The sequence below is a fragment of the Streptomyces tendae genome (assembly GCF_008632955.1).
In the GTDB taxonomy this organism is placed as follows: domain Bacteria; phylum Actinomycetota; class Actinomycetes; order Streptomycetales; family Streptomycetaceae; genus Streptomyces.
Genome location: NZ_CP043959.1, coordinates 6,544,355 through 6,566,945, shown reverse-complemented (window position 1 = coordinate 6,566,945; position 22,591 = coordinate 6,544,355). Strand labels below are relative to the sequence as shown.

Annotated in this window: 21 protein-coding genes and 1 riboswitch; of the genes, 11 read left to right on the top strand and 10 right to left on the bottom strand. The window is 72.7% G+C overall.

Features of this window, described 5'->3' with window-relative positions; translation table 11 throughout:
* Window positions 1–27 precede the first annotated feature (27 nt).
* Complete coding sequence (locus F3L20_RS30030; protein ID WP_150156953.1) at window positions 28–1,419, bottom strand: alpha,alpha-trehalose-phosphate synthase (UDP-forming); 1,392 nt, start codon at window positions 1,417–1,419, stop codon at window positions 28–30.
* 97 nt (window positions 1,420–1,516) lie between these two features.
* Window positions 1,517–2,485: a glucosyl-3-phosphoglycerate synthase gene (locus F3L20_RS30025; RefSeq protein ID WP_150156952.1), complete on the bottom strand. Its 969-nt coding sequence runs from the start codon at window positions 2,483–2,485 to the stop codon at window positions 1,517–1,519.
* A 136-nt stretch (window positions 2,486–2,621) separates the two neighbouring features.
* Window positions 2,622–2,769, top strand: a riboswitch (SAM riboswitch).
* 17 nt (window positions 2,770–2,786) lie between these two features.
* Here F3L20_RS30025 and thrC point away from each other — a divergent pair.
* From thrC to F3L20_RS29995, 6 genes are all read left to right on the top strand, one after another.
* The gene (thrC, locus tag F3L20_RS30020) at window positions 2,787–4,076 is read left to right on the top strand and encodes a threonine synthase (RefSeq protein WP_150156951.1); all 1,290 of its coding nucleotides are present in this window, start codon (window positions 2,787–2,789) and stop codon (window positions 4,074–4,076) included.
* Window positions 4,077–4,141: 65 nt separating this feature from the next.
* Window positions 4,142–4,417 (top strand): MoaD/ThiS family protein, encoded by a 276-nt coding sequence (locus F3L20_RS30015; RefSeq protein ID WP_150156950.1) that lies wholly within the window; start codon window positions 4,142–4,144, stop codon window positions 4,415–4,417.
* Window positions 4,418–4,847: 430 nt separating this feature from the next.
* On the top strand, window positions 4,848–5,051 hold the full coding sequence (locus F3L20_RS30010) for a cold-shock protein (protein ID WP_004986573.1): 204 nt from the start codon (window positions 4,848–4,850) through the stop codon (window positions 5,049–5,051).
* Window positions 5,052–5,494: 443 nt separating this feature from the next.
* On the top strand, window positions 5,495–7,117 hold the full coding sequence (groL, locus tag F3L20_RS30005; protein ID WP_150156949.1) for a chaperonin GroEL: 1,623 nt from the start codon (window positions 5,495–5,497) through the stop codon (window positions 7,115–7,117).
* A 223-nt stretch (window positions 7,118–7,340) separates the two neighbouring features.
* On the top strand, window positions 7,341–8,462 hold the full coding sequence (locus F3L20_RS30000; RefSeq protein ID WP_150156948.1) for an NADH:flavin oxidoreductase: 1,122 nt from the start codon (window positions 7,341–7,343) through the stop codon (window positions 8,460–8,462).
* 278 nt (window positions 8,463–8,740) lie between these two features.
* Window positions 8,741–10,225 (top strand): MFS transporter, encoded by a 1,485-nt coding sequence (locus F3L20_RS29995; protein WP_150156947.1) that lies wholly within the window; start codon window positions 8,741–8,743, stop codon window positions 10,223–10,225.
* A gap of 104 nt (window positions 10,226–10,329) precedes the next feature.
* On the opposite strand, the gene F3L20_RS29990 is transcribed toward F3L20_RS29995, so the two are convergent.
* The 3 genes from F3L20_RS29990 to F3L20_RS29980 all read right to left on the bottom strand — a co-directional run bounded on the left by F3L20_RS29990 (window position 10,330) and on the right by F3L20_RS29980 (window position 12,929).
* Window positions 10,330–10,899 carry a hypothetical protein gene (locus F3L20_RS29990; protein WP_024884155.1) on the bottom strand — a complete coding sequence of 190 codons (570 nt, stop codon included), beginning with the start codon at window positions 10,897–10,899 and terminating at the stop codon, window positions 10,330–10,332.
* Window positions 10,900–10,948: 49 nt separating this feature from the next.
* Entirely contained in the window at window positions 10,949–11,884 is a 936-nt protein-coding gene (gene murQ, locus F3L20_RS29985; protein ID WP_150156946.1) for an N-acetylmuramic acid 6-phosphate etherase, read from the bottom strand.
* A 103-nt stretch (window positions 11,885–11,987) separates the two neighbouring features.
* A complete protein-coding gene (locus tag F3L20_RS29980) occupies window positions 11,988–12,929 on the bottom strand; it encodes a MurR/RpiR family transcriptional regulator (protein WP_145826730.1) in 942 nt (313 codons plus the stop codon).
* 57 nt (window positions 12,930–12,986) lie between these two features.
* Here F3L20_RS29980 and F3L20_RS29975 point away from each other — a divergent pair, with 57 nt between their 5' ends.
* Both F3L20_RS29975 and F3L20_RS29970 read left to right on the top strand, forming a co-directional pair.
* Window positions 12,987–13,382, top strand: coding sequence for a hypothetical protein (locus F3L20_RS29975; RefSeq protein ID WP_150156945.1), 396 nt, complete (start codon window positions 12,987–12,989; stop codon window positions 13,380–13,382).
* Window positions 13,379–13,660 (top strand): DUF4031 domain-containing protein, encoded by a 282-nt coding sequence (locus F3L20_RS29970; protein WP_150156944.1) that lies wholly within the window; start codon window positions 13,379–13,381, stop codon window positions 13,658–13,660. The genes F3L20_RS29975 and F3L20_RS29970 overlap by 4 nt, the downstream gene beginning before the upstream one ends.
* 1 nt (window position 13,661) lies before the next feature.
* Here F3L20_RS29970 and F3L20_RS29965 read toward each other — a convergent pair whose 3' ends face one another.
* The 3 genes from F3L20_RS29965 to F3L20_RS29955 all read right to left on the bottom strand — a co-directional run bounded on the left by F3L20_RS29965 (window position 13,662) and on the right by F3L20_RS29955 (window position 16,573).
* Window positions 13,662–14,723 (bottom strand): GNAT family N-acetyltransferase, encoded by a 1,062-nt coding sequence (locus F3L20_RS29965; protein WP_206338946.1) that lies wholly within the window; start codon window positions 14,721–14,723, stop codon window positions 13,662–13,664.
* Window positions 14,724–14,757: 34 nt separating this feature from the next.
* Window positions 14,758–15,420 (bottom strand): HD domain-containing protein, encoded by a 663-nt coding sequence (locus F3L20_RS29960; RefSeq protein ID WP_150156942.1) that lies wholly within the window; start codon window positions 15,418–15,420, stop codon window positions 14,758–14,760.
* 253 nt (window positions 15,421–15,673) lie between these two features.
* A complete protein-coding gene (locus tag F3L20_RS29955) occupies window positions 15,674–16,573 on the bottom strand; it encodes a Vgb family protein (protein ID WP_150156941.1) in 900 nt (299 codons plus the stop codon).
* Between the two features lie 230 nt (window positions 16,574–16,803).
* Between F3L20_RS29955 and F3L20_RS29950 the strand changes: the two genes are divergently transcribed.
* From F3L20_RS29950 to F3L20_RS29940, 3 genes are all read left to right on the top strand, one after another.
* Window positions 16,804–17,700: an alpha/beta hydrolase gene (locus tag F3L20_RS29950; RefSeq protein WP_150156940.1), complete on the top strand. Its 897-nt coding sequence runs from the start codon at window positions 16,804–16,806 to the stop codon at window positions 17,698–17,700.
* A gap of 63 nt (window positions 17,701–17,763) precedes the next feature.
* The gene (locus F3L20_RS29945; RefSeq protein ID WP_150156939.1) at window positions 17,764–18,441 is read left to right on the top strand and encodes a maleylpyruvate isomerase family mycothiol-dependent enzyme; all 678 of its coding nucleotides are present in this window, start codon (window positions 17,764–17,766) and stop codon (window positions 18,439–18,441) included.
* A gap of 93 nt (window positions 18,442–18,534) precedes the next feature.
* Complete coding sequence (locus F3L20_RS29940) at window positions 18,535–19,224, top strand: copper homeostasis protein CutC (protein WP_150156938.1); 690 nt, start codon at window positions 18,535–18,537, stop codon at window positions 19,222–19,224.
* Window positions 19,225–19,383: 159 nt separating this feature from the next.
* Here F3L20_RS29940 and F3L20_RS29935 read toward each other — a convergent pair whose 3' ends face one another.
* Together F3L20_RS29935 and F3L20_RS29930 are read right to left on the bottom strand one after the other, a co-directional pair.
* On the bottom strand, window positions 19,384–21,465 hold the full coding sequence (locus F3L20_RS29935) for a HelD family protein (RefSeq protein ID WP_150156937.1): 2,082 nt from the start codon (window positions 21,463–21,465) through the stop codon (window positions 19,384–19,386).
* A 103-nt stretch (window positions 21,466–21,568) separates the two neighbouring features.
* A complete protein-coding gene (locus tag F3L20_RS29930; protein WP_240810788.1) occupies window positions 21,569–22,522 on the bottom strand; it encodes a helix-turn-helix domain-containing protein in 954 nt (317 codons plus the stop codon).
* Between the last annotated feature and the right edge of the window lie 69 nt (window positions 22,523–22,591).

Sequence of the window (22,591 nt, the reverse complement as noted above, 5' to 3'; positions counted from 1 at the left end):
GCCCAACCTATCCGGGCACGCCCCGTGTCACGCCTCGCGCAGCGCCTCCAACTGGTCCAGGAACCAGCGCGCCGGGGGCAGCGCGGTCGCCGCCGCGGCCAGGCGCTTGCTGCGCTCGGTGCGGTCCTCCGGGCGCATCGACAGGGCCTCGTGCAGCGCCCCGGCGGTCTCCACGACGTCGTACGGGTTGACGGTGATCGCGTCGTCGCCCAGCTCCTCGTGGGCGCCGGCCTCCCGGGACAGCACGAGCGCACAACCCGTGTCGGAGACCACCGGGACCTCCTTGGCGACCAGGTTCATGCCGTCGCGGATGGGGTTGACCAGGGCGACGTCGGCCAGCCGGTAGGCGGCCAGCGAGCGTGCGAAGTCGTCCTTGACGTGCAGCACGACCGGACGCCAGCCCGGGGTGCCGTACCGCTCGTTGATCTCGTCGGCGAGCCGCTGCACCTCGGCGGTGTAGTCGCGGTAGACGGCGAGGTCCTGCCGGGAGGGATAGGCGAAGGCCACGTGCACCACGCGTTCGCGCCACTCGGGGCGGTCGTCCAGCAGCTGCCGGTACGCCAGCAGGCCGCGCACGATGTTCTTGGACAGCTCGGTGCGGTCCACCCGGACGATCGTCCGGCGCCCCTCGCCGATCTCCTCCTTCAGCGCGGCCATCCGCTCGTCCACGTCCGCCTCGTGGGAGCGGGCGCGCAGGAAGTCCGCGTCGGCGCCCAGGCCGTGCACCCCGATGCGGGTGTCGCCCGGCCCGCCCGCGAAGCGCTCGCAGCACGCGGTGAACGCGTCCGCCCAGCGGCGGGTGAGGAAGCCGAGCCGGTCGGCGCCGAGCATCCCCTGCAGCACCTGGCGCGCGATGTCGTCGGGCAGCATCGCGAAGTACTCCGGCGGCGCCCACGGCGTGTGCGAGAAGTGGCCGATGCGCAGGTCGGGGCGGAGTTCGCGGAGCATCCCGGGGACCAGGGTGAGGTGGTAGTCCTGCACCAGCACCGCCGCGCCCTCGGCCGCCTCCTCGGCCAGCGCCTCGGCGAACGCCCGGTTGTAGGTCTCGTAGGAGGCCCACTGCCGGCGGAACTCCGCGCCGAAGACGGGCTCCAGCGGGGTCTGGTACAGCATGTGGTGCACGAACCACAGCACCGAGTTCGCGATGCCGTTGTACGCGTCCGCGTGCACGTCCGCGGGGACGTCCAGCATCCGCACGCCGTCCTCGCCCACCCCGCGCCGCACGGCCTCGCGGTCGCCGTCGGACAGCGCCGAGCACACCCACAGCGCACCCGCCTCAGGACCGATCGCGGAGAGGCCGGACACCAGTCCGCCGCCACCCCGCTTGGCCCGCAGCGAACCGTCGTCCGCCACCTCGTACGACACCGGCCCCCGGTTGGAGGCGACCAGCACCTGAGCTGCACCGAAGCTTGAAGCCATACGCCTCAACCTAGCCCGGCCCCCCGGGCCTCAAACGTGCCGGTGCGTCACACCGGCCGGCGACGGCCTGGGTCGGGCCACCCGGCCCCGGCCGGCATCAGGCCACCCGGCGCGCCCGGTACTCCTCGATCTCCGTCATCGGCGGCCGTTCCTCCGTGTCCACCGAGTACGTGCGGGGCTCGAAGGCGTCCCCGGCCCGCTCGAACTGGGTCAGCGAAGGGCGCAGCAGATGGCCGCGGGCCAGCCGCAGCTGCGCGGTGCGGTAGATTGCGGCGGCCATCCGGCCGAGCGCCTGGCCGTCCTGGTGCCGGTGCTTGCGCACCCCGACGTCCACCTGCGCCAGGGCGTCCAGGCCCACCAGGTGCAGGGCGTCGACCAGCATGCCCAGCTCGACGCCGTACCCGACGGGGAACGGGAGCTGCTCCAGCAGGCCGCGGCGGGCCGCGTACTCGCCGCCCAGCGGCTGGACGAAACCGGCCAGCTGCGGCCAGTGCATGTTGAGCAGCGGGCGGGCCATCAGCTCCGTGACCCGGCCGCCCTGCCCGGCCGCCGCGCCGGGGGCGGTCCCGTCGGCCAGGGTCAGGGGGCGGTCGTACATGGCCTTGACCAGCTGGAGGTCGGGGTCGGTGAGCAGCGGGCCGACGACGCCGGTGACGAAGTCGGAGGAGAAGTCCCTGAGGTCGGCGTCGACGAAGCAGACGATGTCGCCGCGGGTGACCAGCAGCGACCGCCACAGCACTTCACCCTTGCCGGGCACGGCCGGTATGCGGGGCAGGATCGAGTCCCGGTGCACCACCCGCGCGCCGGCCGCCGCGGCCGCCTCGGCGGTGCGGTCGGTGGAGCCGGAGTCCACCACCACGACCTCGTCGACCAGCGGGGCCTGGAGCACCAGGTCGTGCCGGACGACCGAGACGATCTCGCCGACCGTGGCCTCCTCGTTGAGCGCGGGCAGCACCACGCTCACGGTCTGCCCCGAGGCCCGTTTCGCCGCCAGGATCCGGTGCAGGGGCCGGTCGGCGAGCGACCAGGAGCGCTCGATCAGCCAGCGCTCGACTTCTTCCAGCACGGTCCGGGCTCCTCACTGGCCGGTGATCCATCTCGGGGTTCGGACGGCTCCCTCCGCCGTCCGGGCCTTCGGTTACAGTCTTGAACAACGCCAGCGACCCTCGCATGCCGGGGTCGCCGGGCGCACAACTGAACACCGCTCATCCAGAGGGGCAGAGGGATACGGCCCGATGAAGCCCCGGCAACCCTCCAGTCGGTTCCTGTCACGCGGACGTGGCGAGGCTCCCGGCTAGGGAAGGTGCCAAATCCGTCTCACGGCGAGATGCGTCGTGAGGAAGATGAGGAGAAAGGGCCTCGCCTCCATGGCTGTGCAGACTTTTGCAAGCACCACCGACTCCGCGAACACCGTCGACCTCGGCCCCGCCGCCGCGCTGTCCTGTCGCGAGTGCGGCCACCGCGTGCCCCTCGGCCCGGTCTTCGCCTGCGAGGAGTGTTTCGGCCCGCTGGAGATCGCCTACGACTTCTCGGATTACGACACCGAAGATCTCCGCAAGCGCATCGAGGCGGGCCCCGCGAACATCTGGCGCTATGCGCCGCTGCTGCCCGTCCCCGCGGACGTGGCGACCAAGCCCAACCTGAACCCGGGCTGGACCAAGCTCGTGCAGGCCGACAACCTGGCCCGCGAGCTGGGCGTCACCGGCGGCCTCTACGTCAAGGACGACTCCGGCAACCCCACGCACTCCTTCAAGGACCGCGTCGTGGCCCAGGCCCTGGAGGCCGCGCGCGCCTTCGGCTTCACCACGCTCTCCTGCTCCTCCACCGGCAACCTGGCCGGCGCGGTCGGCGCCGCCGCCGCCCGGGCCGGCTTCCGCTCCTGCGTGTTCATCCCGCACGACCTGGAGCAGGGCAAGATCGTCATGGCCGCCGTCTACGGCGGCGAGCTCGTCGGCATCGAGGGCAACTACGACGACGTGAACCGTTTCTGCTCCGAGCTGATCGGCGACCCGGCCGGCGAGGGCTGGGGCTTCGTCAACGTCAACCTGCGGCCGTACTACGCCGAGGGCTCCAAGACCCTCGCGTACGAGGTCTGCGAGCAGCTCGGCTGGCGGCTACCGGACCAGATCGTGGTCCCGATCGCCTCCGGCTCGCAGCTCACGAAGATCGACAAAGGTCTGCAGGAGCTGATCAAGCTCGGGCTCGTCGAGGACCGGCCGTACAAGATCTTCGGCGCGCAGGCCGAGGGCTGCTCGCCGGTGTCCACGGCGTACAAGGCGGGGCACGACGTGGTCCGCCCGCAGAAGCCGAACACGATCGCCAAGTCGCTGGCGATCGGCAACCCGGCGGACGGGCCGTACGTCCTGGACATCGCGCGTCGCACGGGCGGTGCGGTGGAGGACGTCACGGACGCGCAGGTGGTCGAGGCGATCAAGCTGCTGGCGCGGACGGAGGGGATCTTCGCGGAGACCGCGGGCGGGGTCACGGTCGGCGTGACGAAGAAGCTGATCGAGAGCGGGACGCTTGATCCGTCCCTCACGACGGTCGTGCTCAACACCGGGGACGGTCTGAAGACGTTGGACGCGGTGGCGGGGACCGGGCTGACCGCGACGATCCGGCCCAGCCTTGAGTCGTTCCGTGAGGCCGGGCTCGTCTAGAGCCCTTCTCACCGTTCCCGTCCGCGACCAGTCCCCTGGGTTCTCATCCTGACCGGAGGTTCCAAGTGAGCGTTACCGTCCGTATTCCTACCATTCTGCGCACCTACACCGGTGGCCAGGCCGAGGTCGCCGCCGAGGGCGGGACCCTCGGCGAGGTCATCAAGGACCTGGAGAGGAACCACACCGGCATCGCCGCCCGGGTCCTGGACGACCAGGGCAAGCTGCGCCGGTTCGTCAACGTCTACGTGAACGACGACGACGTGCGGTTCGAGCAGGGCCTCGAGACGGCCACCCCGGACGGGGCCGGCGTGTCGATCATCCCGGCGGTCGCCGGAGGCTGATCATTACCTTCGGTAATGACGGTTACCGAGCGTTTGCGGCATTGCCCCTTCCGTGAGAGATGCGGAGGGGGCAATTCCATGGGATTGAGCGCGGTAGAGTTGGGGAACGCGCTCCCGATCCATTGATCGAGAACCCTGAATTCCTGCCGCCGACCCGACTGGATGTAGCCAAAGTGCGGGCTCCTTTCGCGGCATTTGCCTCCTTCGCCCGGCCCGACTTGCCCTGAATTCTGGCGAATTCTTGCCACATTCCGGACCGGTGGCGTCCAGATTTCTCGTCCGATTGACCTGTTGCAGACGGCAGTTGGACAGATACATTCAGCCGCGGTCGACGCGTTCCGGCGCACGCCCCCAACCGTTGGGGGGTGAGGTCTGACCCGGGTCCGCGAAGTGTGGATCTGTGCAAGGGCCAGTAATAGGGGAGTTAGGCATGGCTCAGGGCACCGTCAAGTGGTTCAACGCGGAGAAGGGGTACGGCTTCATCGCGGTCGACGGTGGTGCGGATGTTTTCGTCCACTACAGCGCCATCCAGATGGACGGCTACCGCACCCTTGAAGAGGGCCAGCGGGTCGAGTTCGAGATCTCGCAGGGTCAGAAGGGCCCGCAGGCCGACATGGTTCGCGTCACCGCCTGAACGCGCTACCAGCCGCACGCACATCTTCTGCCGGTGAAGGGCCCGCACCTCTCGGGGTGCGGGCCCTTCGTCGTGCCCGCAACCCCGGGGCCGCGCCCGTGGCGGCGCTCGAAGCCCGCTAGGGGCGCGACAGGCGAGTGCGCCGTGCGCGCCGTGTTCGCGCGCGGCTGAGAGCGGCCCCGAGTCCTTGGTACGCCTGGGCCGAACCGCCCCGAAGAGTCCGCCCGCCACGACGCCGCATCGCGAGCGTGCCTTGCACTCTCAGGGGTCGAGTGCTAATCATTGGCGTTAGCACTCTGAAGGTGAGAGTGACAACGAAGGACCGGGTCGGTGAGGCCCGCCAGGTCACGTGGGGCAAGGAACCACACGGCCGGCGAGCCGTCCGTCGCGGGCGCGGGCGCGGTCCGAAGGAATCACCCCCAGTCCTGGAGGGACCACTTCACATGGCCAAGATCATCGCGTTCGACGAGGAGGCGCGGCGCGGCCTCGAGCGCGGCATGAACCAGCTCGCGGACGCCGTGAAGGTGACGCTCGGCCCCAAGGGCCGCAACGTCGTCCTCGAGAAGAAGTGGGGCGCCCCCACGATCACCAACGATGGTGTCTCCATCGCCAAGGAGATCGAGCTCGAGGACCCGTACGAGAAGATCGGCGCCGAGCTGGTCAAGGAAGTCGCCAAGAAGACGGACGACGTCGCAGGTGACGGTACGACCACCGCGACCGTTCTCGCCCAGGCCCTGGTCAAGGAGGGCCTGCGCAACGTCGCCGCCGGCGCCAACCCGATGGCCCTGAAGCGCGGTATCGAGAAGGCCGTCGAGGCCGTCTCCGCCGCCCTGCTGGAGCAGGCGAAGGATGTCGAGACCAAGGAGCAGATCGCTTCCACGGCCTCCATCTCCGCCGCTGACGTCCAGATCGGTGAGCTCATCGCCGAGGCCATGGACAAGGTCGGCAAGGAAGGCGTCATCACCGTCGAGGAGTCCCAGACCTTCGGTCTGGAGCTGGAGCTCACCGAGGGTATGCGCTTCGACAAGGGCTACATCTCGGCGTACTTCGCCACCGACATGGAGCGTATGGAGGCCGTCCTCGACGACCCGTACATCCTGATCGCCAACTCCAAGATCTCCAGCGTAAAGGACCTGCTCCCGCTCCTGGAGAAGGTCATGCAGTCGGGCAAGCCGCTGCTGATCATCGCCGAGGACGTCGAGGGCGAGGCCCTGTCGACCCTGGTGGTCAACAAGATCCGCGGCACCTTCAAGTCCGTCGCCGTCAAGGCCCCGGGCTTCGGCGACCGCCGCAAGGCGATGCTGCAGGACATCGGCATCCTCACCGGCGGCGAGGTCATCTCCGAGGAGGTCGGCCTCAAGCTGGAGAACGCCACCATCGACCTGCTGGGCAAGGCCCGCAAGGTGGTCATCACCAAGGACGAGACCACCATCGTCGACGGTGCCGGCTCCGCCGACCAGGTCCAGGGCCGCGTGAACCAGATCCGCGCCGAGATCGAGAACAGCGACTCGGACTACGACCGCGAGAAGCTGCAGGAGCGCCTGGCGAAGCTCGCCGGCGGTGTCGCGGTCATCAAGGCCGGTGCCGCCACCGAGGTGGAGCTCAAGGAGCGCAAGCACCGCATCGAGGACGCCGTGCGCAACGCCAAGGCGGCCGTCGAGGAGGGCATCGTCGCCGGTGGTGGCGTGGCCCTGCTGCAGGCCTCCCAGGTGTTCGAGAAGCTGGAGCTCGAGGGTGACGAGGCGACCGGTGCCAACGCCGTGAAGCTCGCCCTGGAGGCCCCGCTGAAGCAGATCGCCGTCAACGGTGGTCTCGAAGGCGGCGTCGTCGTGGAGAAGGTCCGCAACCTCACGGTCGGCCACGGTCTGAACGCCGCGACCGGCGAGTACGTCGACATGATCGCCGAAGGCATCATCGACCCGGCGAAGGTGACCCGTTCCGCGCTGCAGAACGCCGCCTCCATCGCCGCGCTGTTCCTCACCACCGAGGCCGTCATCGCCGACAAGCCGGAGAAGGCCGCGGCCCCGGCCGGCGGCGGCATGCCGGGCGGTGACATGGACTTCTGAGCCTGACCCGTCAGGTTCGGACCCGTCCGACGGTCCGAAGGGCGGCACTCCCCGTACGCGGGGGTGCCGCCCTTCGGCGTGTCCGGATGCCGCCGGAGTGACCGGTGTCACGGCGATGAACGGGAGCGGGGCGGGAATGGCGGAGCGTGCGTGGCGGTTCGAGCACGGTGAGTGCATACATGCACGTACACATACCCTCCAGTATCGCGAGGAGCCCCCACCGATGACCGTCGCCGCCTCCGAAGCCACCGGCCGTGCCGCCGACATCCTGGCCCGCCCGGTCGCCCTCAACGGGCTGACCGTGCCGAACCGCCTCGTCATGGCGCCCATGACCCGTCAGTTCTCGCCGGGTGGTGTGCCGGGGGAGGACGTCGTGTCGTACTACGCCCGCCGGGCCGCCGCCGGGATCGGTCTGATCGTCACCGAGGGCACCTACGTCGACCATCCGTCCGCGGGCATCAGCGACCGGATCCCCCGGTTCCACGGTGAGGAGCAGCTCGCGGGCTGGGCGAAGGTCGCCGAGGCCGTGCACGCGGCCGGGGGCCGGATCATGCCGCAGCTGTGGCACGTCGGCATGGTGCGCGAGCAGGGGCAGCCGCCGTTCCCCGAGGCGCCGGCGGTCGGTCCTTCGGGCCTGCGCCTGGACGGCACCGAGGGTGGCACGGCCATGACCCAGGCCGACATCGACGCGGTCGTCGCCGCGTTCGCCGAGGCGGCCGCCGCCGCGGAGCGCATCGGCTTCGACGGCGTGGAGCTGCACGGCGCCCACGGCTACCTCATCGACCAGTTCCTGTGGGCCGGCACCAACCGCCGTACCGACGCCTACGGCGGTGACCCGGTGGCCCGCACCCGGTTCGCCGTCGAGATCGTGCAGGCGGTGCGCTCGGCCGTGTCGCCCGGCTTCCCGGTGGTCTTCCGCTTCTCGCAGTGGAAGGCCGACCACTACGGCGCCCGGCTCGCCGAGACCCCGCAGGAACTGGAGGCGGTCCTCGCCCCGCTGGCGACGGCCGGTGTCGACGCCTTCCACGCGTCCACGCGCCGCTACTGGCTCCCCGAGTTCGACGGCTCCGACCTTAACCTGGCCGGCTGGGCGCGCAAGCTGACCGGGCGGCCCACCGTCACCGTCGGCTCGGTCGGCCTGGAGTTCGGGCGCGCCTTCCTGGGCGAGGGGGCCGGGCTGCGCGGGATCGACGACCTGCTCGACCGTCTGGAGCGCGACGAGTTCGACATGGTCGCGGTGGGCCGCGCGGTCCTCCAGGACCCCGCGTGGGCGGCGAAGGTCCTGGCCGGCCGCTTCGACGAACTGAAGGCGTACGACGCGGCGTCGCTCACGTCGCTGAGCTGAGCGAGCCGACGTGAGCCGAGCCGAGCCGACGTGAGCCGAGCCGGCGTGAGCTGAAACGCGGGTCGGCGGGACGACCGGCCGGAAGCGACCTGAACCGGGTTCGGCCGGTGCCGGGCGCGGTGTCCCCTTGCTGGGGGGCACCGCGCCTTTTTCTCGCGCGGTGCGTGCCGGGCGGTGCATGTCATGCGACTGTCACGTCGTTTTCATTTGCTTGCGTCAATCAAGGGACTTAAAGTTGCCTGAGTCAAGCAGAGCTGACTCATCCGGAGAACTCCTTCATGTCCGACGCGCCCGAAAGATCCGTCACGACCGGCACCGCCGAGCCGCCCAGGACGGGTGCCGTGGTCCCCGTCCTGGCATTCGGCGGCATCGTGGTCTCGCTGATGCAGACCCTGGTCATCCCGATCGTGGGACAGCTGCCGCGGTACCTGAACGCCTCGGCGTCGGACACCGCCTGGGCCATCACCGCCACGCTGCTGGCCGCCGCCGTCGCCACCCCGATGATGGGCCGGCTCGGCGACATGTACGGCAAGCGCCGCATGCTGCTGGTCAGCATGGCCATGCTGGTCGTCGGCTCCGTCGTCGCCGGGTTCAGCGACACCCTGACCCCGATGATCGTCGGCCGTGCCCTCCAGGGTCTGTCCTCCGGCGTCATCCCGCTGGGCATCAGCATCCTGCGTGACGAACTCCCGGCGGAGCGGCTCGGCTCGGCGACCGCGATGATCAGCGCCTCGCTCGGCGTCGGCGGCGCGCTCGGTCTGCCCGTCGCCGCGCTGATCGCCGACAACTTCGACTGGCACGCGCTGTTCTGGACCTCCGCCGCGCTCGGCGTGGTCGCGCTCGTCCTGGTCCTCGCGCTGGTGCCCGAGTCGAAGGTGCGGACCGGCGGACGCTTCGACCTGGTGGGCGCGGCCGGTATGGCAGCCGGACTGATCTGCCTGCTGCTGGCGATCTCCAAGGGCGGGGACTGGGGCTGGTCCAGCGGCACCACGCTCGGCCTGTTCGCCGCGTCCGTCGTCGTCCTGATCGCCTGGGGATTCTTCGAACTGCGCACCGAGCGCCCGTTGGTGGACCTGCGCACCACGGCCCGTCCCCAGGTGCTGGTCACCAACCTCGCCTCCGTGGCGATCGGCTTCGCGATGTTCTCCATGTCGCTGGTCATCCCGCAGGTGCTGCAGCTGCCCGAGCAGACCGGCTACGGTCTCGGCCAGTCCCTGCTGAGCGCCGGTCTGGTCATGGCCCCGTCCGGCCTGGTGATGATGGCGCTGGCCCCGGTCTCGGCGCTGGTCTCCCGGGCCCGGGGGCCGAAGGTGACGCTGATGATCGGCGCGCTGATCGTGGCCGCCGGCTACGGGCTGAACGTCGCGCTGATGAGCGAGGTCTGGCACTTCGTGCTGGCGTCCTGCGTCATCGGCGCCGGCATCGGCTTCTGCTACGGCGCCATGCCCACGCTGATCATGGGTGCCGTGCCCGCCTCCGAGACGGGGGCCGCCAACAGCCTCAACACCCTGATGCGCTCCATCGGCACCTCCGTGGCGAGCGCCGTCGCCGGTGTCGTCCTGGCGCAGATGACCACGCGGTTCGGTCCGTACGCGCTGCCGTCCGAGGACGCGTTCCGCACGGTCCTCGCGCTCGGTGCCGGCGCGGCGCTGCTGGGCTTCGTCGTCGCCGCGTTCATCCCGAAGCAGCGGGGGTCAGCCGAGGCGGAGGCGCCGGTCGCCGAGGGCGGCGCACCGGAGGCCGCGGAACCCGCCAAGGCGTAACGCCCGGTGTGGTGGGCGAACGGCGGCCGCCGTCCCGCAGACCCCGGGACGGCGGCCGCCGTGTGCCGTGGCCGCGGCTCACGGGGCCGTGCGGACCGGTGGCCTCAGAGGTTCCCCATCGGTTCGATGTCGACGCGGACCGGGGTGCCCCAGACGCGCAGCACCTCGTAGTCGGTGAACTCGTGCACGATCCGGTACGCCATCGCCGCGTGGGGTCCGCGCCGCTGGGCCGCGACGAACAGCTCCGCCTCGTGCCGGTCCCGGCGCGGGGTCCCGCACAGCTGCCACGCCTGGCCGTTCCACAGCTCCGGCAGCCAGCGCTGCTGCGGCTGCGGGCGGTCGCCGCGCACCCCGTAGCGGGAGGGCGCCGGGTCGGCGGGGCGGGCCTGCGGGGCGGGACCGTTGAACTCGGCGCGGCGGGCGGCGCGGCGCCGGGTCTCGCAGAGCAGGCACAGGTCCGGGGCGCTCTCGTCGACCGGTCCGGTGGGATGCTCGGCGCAGCGGGTGCTGGGCGCGGCCGTGGTGACGCTGTCCTCCAGCAGGTCCAGCGCCCGCCGCAGGTCGGCCCGTACCTCGTGCAGCCGGCCGTCCGTGGTGTCGGCGGACAGGGCCTCGCCGTGCTCACCGAGCACGCGCAGGGCCCGGCCCAGGGCGGTGAGCTGTGCGTGGTTCATGGTGGATTCTCCGGGTGGGGGACTGCTCCAGTATCCCAGCGCCGGGCGGTCAGCTCCCCGCGGCCGCCAGCGCCGCCCGCAGATGGCCGTCGGCTTCGTCGAGCAGCCGGGCGGCCGTCGGCCCGTCCACCCCGGCCAGCAGCACCAGGATCGCGTGCTTGACCTCGCCGTCCGTGGCGGCCAGGGCCCGCTCCACGGCGGCGTCGTCCGCGCCCGTGACCTGGGCGACGATGCGGCGGGAGCGGGCGCGCAGCTTCTCGTTGGAGGCGCGCACGTCGACCATCAGGTTCCCGTAGGTCTTGCCGAGGCGGATCATCGTGATCGTCGACAGCATGTTCAGTACGAGCTTCTGTGCCGTGCCCGCCTTGAGGCGGGTGGAGCCGGTGAGGAACTCCGGGCCGACGACGACCTCGATGCCGTGCTCGGCCGCCGCCGCGAGCGCGCTGCCCCGGTTGCAGGACAGCCCCACGGTGAGCGCGCCCCGCTCGCGGGCGTACGTCACGGCGCCGACCGCGTAGGGGGTGCGGCCGGAGGCGGAGATGCCGACCACCGTGTCGTCGGCGGTGAGGCCCAGCGCGTCCAGGTCGGCCTCGGCCAGCTCGGGGGAGTCCTCGGCGCCCTCGACCGACGTGACCATCGCGTCCGGGCCGCCCGCGATCAGGCCGACGACCCGCGCCGGGTCGGTGTTGAAGGTGGGCGGGCACTCGGAGGCGTCCAGCACGCCCAGCCGTCCCGCGGTGCCCGCGCCGGCGTAGACCAGACGCCCGCCGCGGGCCATCCGCTCCGCCACGGCGTCGATGGCGGCGGCGATCGCCGGCACCTGCTCGGCCACGGCACCCGCGACCGTGGCGTCCTCGGCGTTCATCAGCCGCGCGATCTCGGGCGTGGGCAGCCGGTCGACGTCCGCCAGCTCCGGCCGGAACGCCTCGGTGGTCAGGGTCTCCAGCTGGGAGCGCAGATCACGGTCATGGGAGGTGGAGGTCATGGGCGGTGTCTTTCGGTCTGGGTCCTGGCGGCACACGGACGGGCGGGGCGGGGGCGCGCGGCCGGCCACGGGCAGCCGCGGCCGGGTACGGGCGCGGGTGTCCTCACGGACTCCTGCGGCCCGCCCGGTGCCGGTGCGCCAGCGCCTCGTACGAGGCCGACAGGGCCGGCGCGGCCGCTTCGTAGGTCCGCTGGGCGACGCCGACGAACAGGCAGTCCACGACGAGCAGTTGGCCCGTCCGGGAGGACATCGCGGCCGGGCGCAGCTCGCTCTCGCGGGCCGTGGACGTGGTCAGGACGTGGTCGGCGTACTGCGTGACGGGGCTGTCGGGACGGCCGGTGACCGCGACCGTCGTGGCGCCGCGCTCGAAGGCCACCCGGAGCGGCTCGATGACGTCCCCGGTCGAACCGGAGTGGGTGATCGCGATCGCCACGTCGCCGGAGCGCAGCTGCACCGCGTTGGTGACGGCGAGGTGCGGGTCGCTGTGGGCGTGCGCCATCAGACCTATGCGCAGCAGCTTCTGGGTGAGATCCTGGGCCACCAGCCCCGACGCGCCGACGCCGTACACATCGGTGCGGCGGGCGCCCGCGAGGGCGGTCACGGCGGCTGCGAGCTGGACGGTGTCCAGCCCGGCGGCGGTGTCGGCGAGGGTCTGCTGCTCGTCGTAGGCGAGTTTGGCCACGACGTCGGCGATGGGGTCGTCCACCGCGATGTCCGTGGTGATGGCGGGGGCGCGCCCCGACTGCTGCTGGGCGGCGAGACCGGCCAGGGCGAGCCGCAGGTCGCGGTAGCCCGGGTAGCCGAGCAGGCGGGCGGTGCGGACGACGGTGGCCTCGCTGGTGCCGGTCAGCTCGGCGAGGCCGGTGACCGTGAGCGCCGCGCAGCCGGCCGGGTCGGCGGCGACGGCCTCGGCGACGCGCTGCATGGAGCGGGTCATCGACGGGGCCAGCGTGCGCACCTTGGCCGCGAGGGCGGCGGGCGCGGGCGGGGCGGGCGGAGCACCGGCCGAACCACTCCCGAAAATTTCCTTCACGTCATTGGTCACAAAATGAAAGATATTTTCGCCCCGGGGTCCGGGTCAAGAGTGCGCACAATGGAGGACATGCACCCCGAGCGTGAACCCGGCACCCCTCCGGTCGGCCATCTGGAACAAGCGTTGCACGCGGCACGGGCCCTCGTGCTGGCCGATCTGGTCGCCCGCGGGGTCGCCGAGGCGGACGTGGTGTCCCTGGTCGAGGACTCCGTCTCGCACCGCCGCTGGTGGGTCGAACAGTGGCCGGAGGGCGCCGGTTTCCTGGCCGGCCTGGTCGCCCAGGACGTGCAGGACGCCCTGCTGGAGCGGTACGGACGCTGGCCGCTCTGCCCGGTGTGCCGCAGTGGCGACCCGCACGCGCTGGAGATCGAGCCGGAACTGGGCCCGGACCCGCACTGGGTGTGCCACAAGGCGGGCGTGAAGGTCGCGGCGGTCGGCGGACTGGGCGAGGCGGACCCCTCGTGACCCTGTACATTGACCCGCCCACCTGGCCGGGGCACGGCCGCCTGTGGTCGCACCTGGTGAGCGACGTCTCCTACGCGGAACTGCACCTCTTCGCCGACGGCCTGGGCGTGCCGCGCCGCGCCTTCGAGCGGGACCACTACGACATCCCCGCGCACCGGTACGCCGACGCGGTGCGCGCGGGCGCGGTCGAGGTCAGCAGCCGTGAGGTGGTGCGGCTGCTGCACGGGGCGGGGCTGCGGCGGCGCAAGGGCGCCTGGCGGACGGGCCTTCCGGGCTAGGTCAGGCGCGCAGTTCGTAGGTGATGCGGCCCTCCCGCCGGGAGACCTCGGTGAAGCCGGCGCGGGTGACGACCTTCTGCGAGGGCACGTTCCCCTCCTCGACGACGGCCACCACGGTGTCCGCCGCCTCCTGGCCGAGCGCCCACGCCGACAGGGTGCGCAGCGCCTCGGTCGCGTAGCCGCTCCCGCGCGCGTCCACGACGAGGTCGTAGCCGATCTCCACCCGGCCTTCGGCGTCGGGGACACCGTGGAACCCCATCGCGCCCACCGCCCGGTCGTCCTCCCGCCGCACCAGTACGTACATGCCCCACTCCGGCGCGAACGCGCCGTCCTCGTACTGCTTGACCGTGATTCCGGAGCCCACCCGGGTGCCGTCGGCGGGCGCACCGCCCGCCCAGGTGAAGCCGCCGTCGCCCGCCACGGACAGGTCCGCCGCGACGGCCGGGGTGACGCCCTCCAGGGTGAGCCGCTCCGAGCGGAGCACGGGGTTGTTGCTCCAGCGCCACGCGGTGACCGGTTCCCGCCCGGGCAGCTCGCCCCGGCCCGTCGCCCACAGCAGCGTCGGCCTGGGTGCGGGGCCCGGCCTCACCTGCGGGAAGATCCGGGTCAGCACGAACGCGCAGAGTCCGGCGGGCGGTTCGTACGCCACGCCCAGCCCTTCGGCCATGTCGTGGGTGTGCAGCAGCACCTCGGCCACACCCATCGCGGCGAAACCCTCGCGGTTCGCGTGCCGGAAGGGATACGGGTGGAAGGCGCGCACGGCACGGGGGGTGGTGCGGACGGCGGCGGCGAGGAGGGCGCCGGTGGTGGCGATCACCTGGAGCACCCCGCCGTTGTCGGCCGGGTCCAGGCCGTCGCCGCCGCCGTCCAGGGTGATGTCGAAGGGCACGTACGCGTCCTGCGCCCGGCCCGCCAGCTGGCCCGCGTACGAGATCAGATCGCTCGCGACGTGCACCGCCGTGTCCCGGCAGCTCCAGTCGAGCCGGCCCGCCCGCACCGTCGTCCAGTCACGGCCGGCGACCGCCCCCAGTGCCGCCACGCAGTGCGCGACGGCTTCCTCCACCTGTTCCGCTCCCGATTCATGCATGACGGGGAGGCTAGGCGGAGGGCGGGGGCGGGGTCGACAGCATTTCCAGCTCCCCGCGCAGGTTGTAGCGGGCGGTGGCCTCCCAGTGCTCCTGGCCGTACGGGGTGCGGAAGAGGCGCCGCAGGCCGAGGAGTTGGCGCAGGATGTCGGCGCGGCCCTCGCGGAAGGCGTCGCCGGGCACGAAGTGGTACTCCTCGCGGACGGCGGCGGTGTAGGCGGCGTACACCGACGGCGCGGCGGCGAGGACCGCGAGGTCGGCGTCGCACAGCACCTGGCCGTCGCGGTCGTCGTCGTCGGGGTCGTGCGTCACGGTGAGCCGCACCAGGCGGGCCACCTCCTCGGCCTTCTCCTCGGACACCCCGGCCTCGGGGAGCGCCCGTTCGGCGAGGCGGGCGGACCGCTCCTCGTTCTCCGACCGGTCCGGCAGGTACACGGCGTCGTGGAACCACGCGGCAAGCCGCACCAGGTCGGGATCGTCGGCGTACTCCGCCAGCTCGTCGACCCGGTCCAGCACGGCGGTGAGGTGGTCGAGCGTGTGGTAGCGCCGCTGCGGCTCCTGCCAGCGCCCGATCAGGTTGTCGGCGTACGGTGACGGATCCGGCCCGTCCGCGGACCCGCGGGCCCCTTCCAGCGCACGGGCGAAACGGGCACGCAGGGTGTCGGTGTCGGCCATGGAGCCATTGTTTCCCGTGCGCGCCCCGGGTGTCACAACCGCGGCTCCGCCCGCACCGTCTTCCCCGGCCCGCCGTCCGCGCGCGGCACCGCGCACACCCGGCTCGCGAGCCGCGACACCAGCCACAGCCCCCGCGGCCGGTCTCCGCCTCCGGGTGGCGGGGCGGGCGCGGTGCCTTCGCCGTGACGCCGGCCGCGTGGTCGGCGTTCGTCGCGCACGCGCGCCAAAGGTGCTGACGAGTACCGACGCGCCGTCACGGCAGCCGTTCCACGCGGGCGACGCCGCCCGTCTCCAGGGCGGTCCACAGGGCGCCGTCGGGCCCCACGGTGATGCCGTGGGGTTCGGAGGCCGGGTCGGGGAGGGCGTGTTCGGTGATCTCGCCGTCCTCCGTGACCCGGCCGACGCGGCCCGTACCCCACTCCGTGAACCAGCACTCCCCGTCGGCCGCCGCGACGACGGCGTGCGGTGTGGCCGCGCGGTCGGGGAGGGGGAACTCCGTGATCCGGCCGTCCGTCGACATCCTCCCGATCCGGCCCGCCAGGATCTCGGTGAACCAGAGCGCCCTGCCGTCCGCGGCGATGCCGACCGGCCCGGCGGCCTCGGTGGGCAAGGGGTGCACGGCGGTGTCGCCGTCCGGGGTGAGGCGCCCGATCGCGTTCGCGCCGTTCAGGGTGAACCACAGCGCGCCGTCCGGCCCCGTCGTGATCGCGGAGGGGAAGCCGCCCTCGACCGGGAGGGCGAACCTGGTGACCTCCCCGTCGACGGTGATCCGGCCGATACGGTCGCCGGCCGTCTCCGTGAACCACAGCGCGCCGTCCGGCCCGGCCGTGATGCCGTACGGCCCGCCGTCGGGCGTCGGCAGGGAGAAGGACGTCACCTGGCCGTCGACCGTGACGCGGCCGATCCGGTGGTCCTGGAGGCGGGTGAACCACAGCGCGCCGTCCGGTCCGGGCGCGATGACCGTGGGACGGCAGCCGGCCGGGTCCAGGGCGTACTCCGTGAACGCGCCGTCGAGGGTGAGGCGGGCGACGCTTCCGCGGTGCACCAGGGTGAGCCACAGGGCGCCGTCGGGACCGGCCGTGATGCCGTAGGGCCCGGCCTTCTCGTCCGTGAGACGGAACGCGCTGACGGAGGGGGTACGAGGGGACGGCACATCAACTCCCGGAGGGACGGTCACCCCTGGCACCCTGGCCGGGCGGGAGGCCCGGCGCAACCGCATTCCGTCTCCCGGCGCGCCGTGGATGCCGGCCATGAGGCCACCGACGGAACGGCCGATAACGGCTGGTGCCGGTGATCTTCCGCTGAGTAGGGTGACCCGCCGGAGCGCGAACCGCCGCCCGCACACCGCCCCGGCGGCCCCCGACCCGAAGGAGACCGTACGTAGTGAGCAGCCAGGTGCAACCGACGTTCGTCCTGGTCCACGGGGCCTTCGCCAACTCCTTCTCCTTCGCGCCGCTCCAGGCCGAACTCGGCCTCCTCGGGCACCGTTCGGTCGCCGTCGACCTGCCCGGCCACGGCTTCGGGGCCACCTACACCCGCGCCTACCAGGCACCGCAGGACCCCGAAGGGCTCGCCACCGCGCCCGGCGCGATCAAGGGGGTGACGCTCGCCGACAACGCCGCGCACCTGATCGGGGTCCTGGAGCGGGCCCGGCGGAACGGCCCGGTGATCCTCGTCTCGCACAGCCGGGGCGGCGTCACGGCCACCGCCGCGGCCAACGCGCGGCCCGACCTGATCGACCGCGTCGTCTACGTCTCCGCCTGGTGCCCGGTCGCGCTCGACGTGGGCGACTACTACGCCGAGCCCGAGATGGCCGAGGTCGACGCCGCCTCGCTGGCCCTGGCCGCGGCCGGGAACCCCGCCGAACTCGGCCTGCTCCGCGTCAACTTCCGCACCGCGGACCCGGCCGCCCTCGCGGCGCTCAAGGCGGCCTTCCTCGCCGACGGCACCGACGAGGAGTTCCTGACCTTCCTGAACACCTTCCAGCCCGACGAGAACCTGGACGTCGGCACCTCCGCCGACCGGGCGCAGGCCGCGACCTGGGGCCGGATCCCGAAGACGTACGTCCGCCTGGCCGACGACACGAGCATGCCGCTGCCCCTGCAGGACCGGCTGATCCGCGAGGGCGACGAGCTGACGCCGGACAACCCCTACGACGTCCGCACGCTGCCGGGCAGCCACCTGAAGTGGCTGGTCGACCCGGCGCCGGCGGCCCGCCTCCTGGGCGAACTCGCGGACCTCACCACCTCGTCCGCCCGACGTCCCTCGGCCTGGGGGTGACTCCCGCGGCCGTTGCGGAGCGATTCCCGTCCCGGCGGCGGCGCAGGCCCTAGCGTGGACGGCATGACGACTCCTGCGGATGTGCACGAGGTACGGGACCCCGAACTGCCGGGACGGCTGCTGGGCGTCGAGCGGGACGCGCTGCTTCCGTTGTTGCGGGGGAGGGGCGAGGACGACTTCGCGTTGCCGGTGGCGGCGTGTCCGGGCTGGACGGTCCGGGACCTGCTGGCGCACTGCTCGGCGGCGCTGTCCCGGGTGGTGGAGAGCCGGTACGACAAGGACGTGTTCTCGCCCGAGTGCAACGAACGGGACATCGCCGAGCGGGCCGGCTGGAGCAACGCGAAGGTCCTCGACGAGCTGGAACGCGGGATGACCGAGGCGGGGCCGGTCATCGCCGAGGCGGGCGGGCGGCTCGACGGGGTCGCGCTCGGCGAGTGGGTGCACGCCGGGGACGTACGGGCCGCGTTCGGGGAGCCGGGCGCGTACGCGGGCGCGGGGCTGCCGTTCGCGCTCGCCCTGCTGGCCCAGGTCACCGGTGCGCGGGGGCATCTGCCGCTGCACGCCGACCTCGACGACGTCGACGAACCGCTGCGGCTGGGCGTCGTCTCCGGGGAGCGGCCGCCCGCGCGCTTCATCGGCGACGCGCCGACCCTGGTACGGCTGTACGCCGGACGCCCGGTGGACGGGGTCTCGTACGAGCTCGCCGGGGCGCAGGCGGCGGAGCTGAACATCTTCGGCTGACCGGCGGGTGGGGAACCGCGGGCCGGGGACCGGGCGTAGGCTTGGATTGGACTAGACCTGTAGGAGCCGACCCGAGCCGACGAATGGGGCCCCATGAGCAAGCGTGCAGTCCTGGAGGTGATCGCCCTCGACGTCGAGGACGCCGTCGCCGCCCAGGCCGGAGGTGCGGACCGTCTCGAGCTGGTCACCGACATGGCGGCGGACGGGCTGACGCCGGCGGCGGCGACGGTGGCGGGGATCCGCGCGGCCGTGGACATCCCGGTACGGGTCATGCTGCGGCTGGCGGACGGTTTCGCGGCGGGGGCCCACGAACGCCTGGTCGCGGCGGCGTGCGAGATGCGGGAGGCGGGGGCGGAGGAGTTCGTCCTCGGCTTCCTCGACCCCGACGGCGAGGTGGACCTGGCGGCGGTGGAGCGGGTCGCCCGCGAGCTGGAGGGGTGCCGGTGGACGTTCCACCGAGCCATCGACCACGCGGCCGACCGTGACGCCCTGCGCAAGCAGCTCGCGGACTTCCCCGGCCTGGACACGTACCTGACCGCCGGCTCGGCGGCGGGCGTGGACACGGGCCTTCCGGTCCTCCTCGCGGAGGCGGACCGGTGCGGTGAGCCCGGCTACGGGCAGCAACTGCTGGTGGGCGGCGGCCTCCGCCTGGACCACGTACCGGGCCTGCGGGACGCGGGCGTGGACGCCTTCCACATCGGCGGCGCGGCCCGCCCGGACGGCTGGACCGGCCCGGTCTCGGCGGAGGCGGTGGCCCGGTGGCGGGGGGTTCTGGGGGAGTGAGGCCCCTCTGACGCCGGGCGGGGGCGGTTTCCGCAGCCCGGCGTTCGCGGGGCGCCGTCCGCGCCCACCCGTGCCGCCCTGCGGCACGACTGCCCGCGGGAAGCGGGAAGCGGGAGTCGGGCCGCCGTTCGGGGTGCGGTGTTCCGGTGACGTCGCCGCTTACGTCAGCTGGGCCGGCAGGGGGGTCGTGTGGGTGATGATCAAGCCGGAGACCGCTCGGGTCAGGGTGACGTAGAGGCGGCGGAGGCCGGTGCGTTCGTCGGGTTCGGCGTCCACCACCGCCTGGGGCTCGTCGAGGAGGACGTAGTCGTACTCCAGGCCCTTCGCCAGGGACGCGGGGACCAGGGTGAGGCGGGTGGACTCCGTCGTCTCCTCGCCGGGGGAGACGTGGGTCAGGCCCGCCGCCCTGAGGGCCTCGGCCAGTTCCGGTACGCGGAGGTCCGCCGCGATCAGGCCCACCGAGCCCTCACGGGACAGCAGTTCACGGCACGCGGCGACGACGTCGTCCGGGCCCTCGGAGCGGCGTACCTCGAAGAAGCCCGGGTTCTCGCGGATCGACGCGACCGGGGTGAGACCCGGGGCGATGTGCGGGAGCAGCCGGGACGCGTACGTGATGACGTCCGTCGGGACACGGAAACCGGCCGTCAGCTCCTCGACGACCGCGTCCTGCTTGCCCAGATGGGACAGGGCCTCCTCCCAGCTGCGCGTCGCCCACGGGGTGGTGCCCTGCGCCAGGTCGCCCAGCACGGTCGCCGAACCGGTCGTGCAGCGCCGCCCCACCGCCCGGTACTGCATGGGGGAGAGGTCCTGCGCCTCGTCGAGGACGACATGACCGAGGGAAGGGGTGCGCCGGATCAGGTCCGCCGCCTCGTCGATCAGCACCGCGTCCGCGGCCGACCACGTCGCCGACTTCACCGAACGGGCCGGCTTTGCCCGGAGGACCGCCTTCTGCTCCTCCTCGTCGAGCAGCCCTTCCGCGTTCTCCGCCAGGAACTCCGCGTCGCCCAGCAGCCGCAGCACCAGCTTCGCCGGGTCCACGGCCGGCCAGACCGCCTTCACGGCGGCCTTCACCGCCGCGTTGCGCGCCACCGCGTCCTGCACCCGGTCGTCCGGCGCCTCGCCCGCCCGCTCCATCTGCACCAGCACCGCGTGCGCGATCCGCTGCGGCAGCGCCTCACGGGCGGCGCCGTAGCGGATGTCCCGGTCCAGCAACTGCCGCACGATCTCCTCGAGTTCGTACGCCGGGACACGCCAGCGGCGTGATCCGCGCACGACCACCACCGGCTCGGCGGGCATGGTGACGTGGGAGTACAGCGCCCGCCGCAGCACCTCCGCCATGCGGGCGTCGCCCTTGACCACCGCCGCCGTCGCGTCGTCCGTCCCGCGCACCTCGACGTGCGCCACCAGGTCGTCCACCGTGGCCTGGGCGACGGTGAGTTCGCCCAGCGCGGGGAGCACCTGCTCGATGTAGTGCAGGAACGACCGGTTCGGCCCGACGACCAGCGTGCCGGTGCGGGCCAGGCGCTCACGGTGGGCGTACAGCAGGTACGCGACGCGGTGCAGGCCGACCGCCGTCTTCCCGGTGCCGGGGCCGCCCTGCACGCACACGCTGCCCGACAGCCCGGACCGTACGATCTCGTCCTGCTCCGGCTGGATCGTCGCGACGATGTCCCGCATCGGGCCGACGCGCGGACGCTCGATCTCGCGCTGGAGCAGCTTGCTGGTGGTGGCCGCCTCGGCCGGGTCGGAGAGGTGCTCGTCCTCGTACGCGGTGAGGTCGCCGCCGGTGTAGCCGAAGCGGCGGCGCAGCGCGACGTCCATCGGGTCCTTCTTGGACGCCCGGTAGAACGGCTGCGACACCGGCGCACGCCAGTCGATCACCATCGGGTCGCCGTCCGCGTCGTGCACATGGCGGCGCCCGATGTAGAAGAGCTCTCCCTCCGCGCCCTCGGCCTGTTCCGCGCCGGGGGCGTGCAGGTAGTCGAGGCGGCCGAAGAACAGCGGGGTGTCGCTGAGGTCGGCCAGTGCCTTGATCCGCTCCCCGATCTGGTGCTCCAGCACCGACGCGTTCACCCAGTTGGCCGTGACGTCGCGGATGTCGAGTGCCTCGGCGTCCTCCCGCATGGCGCGCAGGGCGGAGCGGGAGGCGGCGAGGTGGGAGCGTTCGCGGGCCAGGGGGTCGTCGGCCGGGGTGCCGGCGGGGCCGTCCAATGGCTCGTCTACGGGCGTGGACGCGGACAAGAGGGTGCCTCCGGGAACGTGCTGCGGGTGTGCTGCGACGATGCCGGCCGGTTTCCGTCCGGGCGGCGGCGCTCCATCGGGGGAGGCGGGGGAAGCGGCGATTCTAGGCCGTGGGGCGGGGGCCGTCCAAACGGATTTCCGCGCGCCCCGGACGACCGTCCGCGCGCCCCGGACGACGCCCCGCGCCGCCGGACACCCCGTGCCGCGCCGGCTCCGTCGCGCGCCGCGCCTGCTGCGTCGTCAGGGACGCCAGCAGCGCCAGCCGCTCGGCGTCCTCGCTGCCCGGCGCCGCGTGGTAGGCCGCGAGCATCAGCCCGTCCGGGCCGTCGACGTCCAGCTTGGACAGGGTCAGGCTCAGCTCCCCGACCTGCGGGTGGTTCATCCGGATCGGCTTGTCGACGACCGGCCGCACGTCGTGGCGGGCCCACAGCTTGCGGAACTCGGCGCTCGCCAGCGACAGCTCCCCGACGAGCCGCACCACGCGCGGGTCGTCGACGTCGGACCCGAGCCGCCGCCGGAAGACGGCCACGCACTGGGCCGCCGTGTGCGACCAGTCCGCGTGCAGATCCCGCTCGGCCGGGTCGAGGAAGAACGACCGCAGCCGGTTCTCGCCCACCCGCACGGACGGCACCAGCGCGGACGCGAGCGGGTTGACCGCGATCACGTCGAGGGTCCGGTCCGTCACGAACGCCGGCAGCCCGACCGACTGCAGCAGCTGCGCCGTGGCCGGCGGGACGGCCGGGCGCCGGGACGGGCGGCGGCGGGCCCGGGGCCGGGGCGCGGCGAGCTGGTGGAGGTACGCGGCGGCGGTGTCGTCGAGCAGCAGCACCCGGGCGAGCGCGTCGAGGACCTGCGCCGAGGGGTTGCGGTCGCGGCCCTGCTCCAGCCGCAGGTAGTAGTCGGAGCTGATGCCGGCGAGCAGGGCGACCTCTTCACGGCGCAGCCCCGGCACCCGGCGTATTCCGTGAACCGGCAGGCCCATGTCGGCCGGTGTCACCAGCTCCCGGCGCGCCCGGAGATAGTCACCGAGCCGGTTCTCCTCAGACATGGGTTCCATCGTAGGCGCGCGGAGCGTTCCGTCCCTGGTCCTGTCACTCCCAGGATCGCCGGGGAACTGGGCGGGACG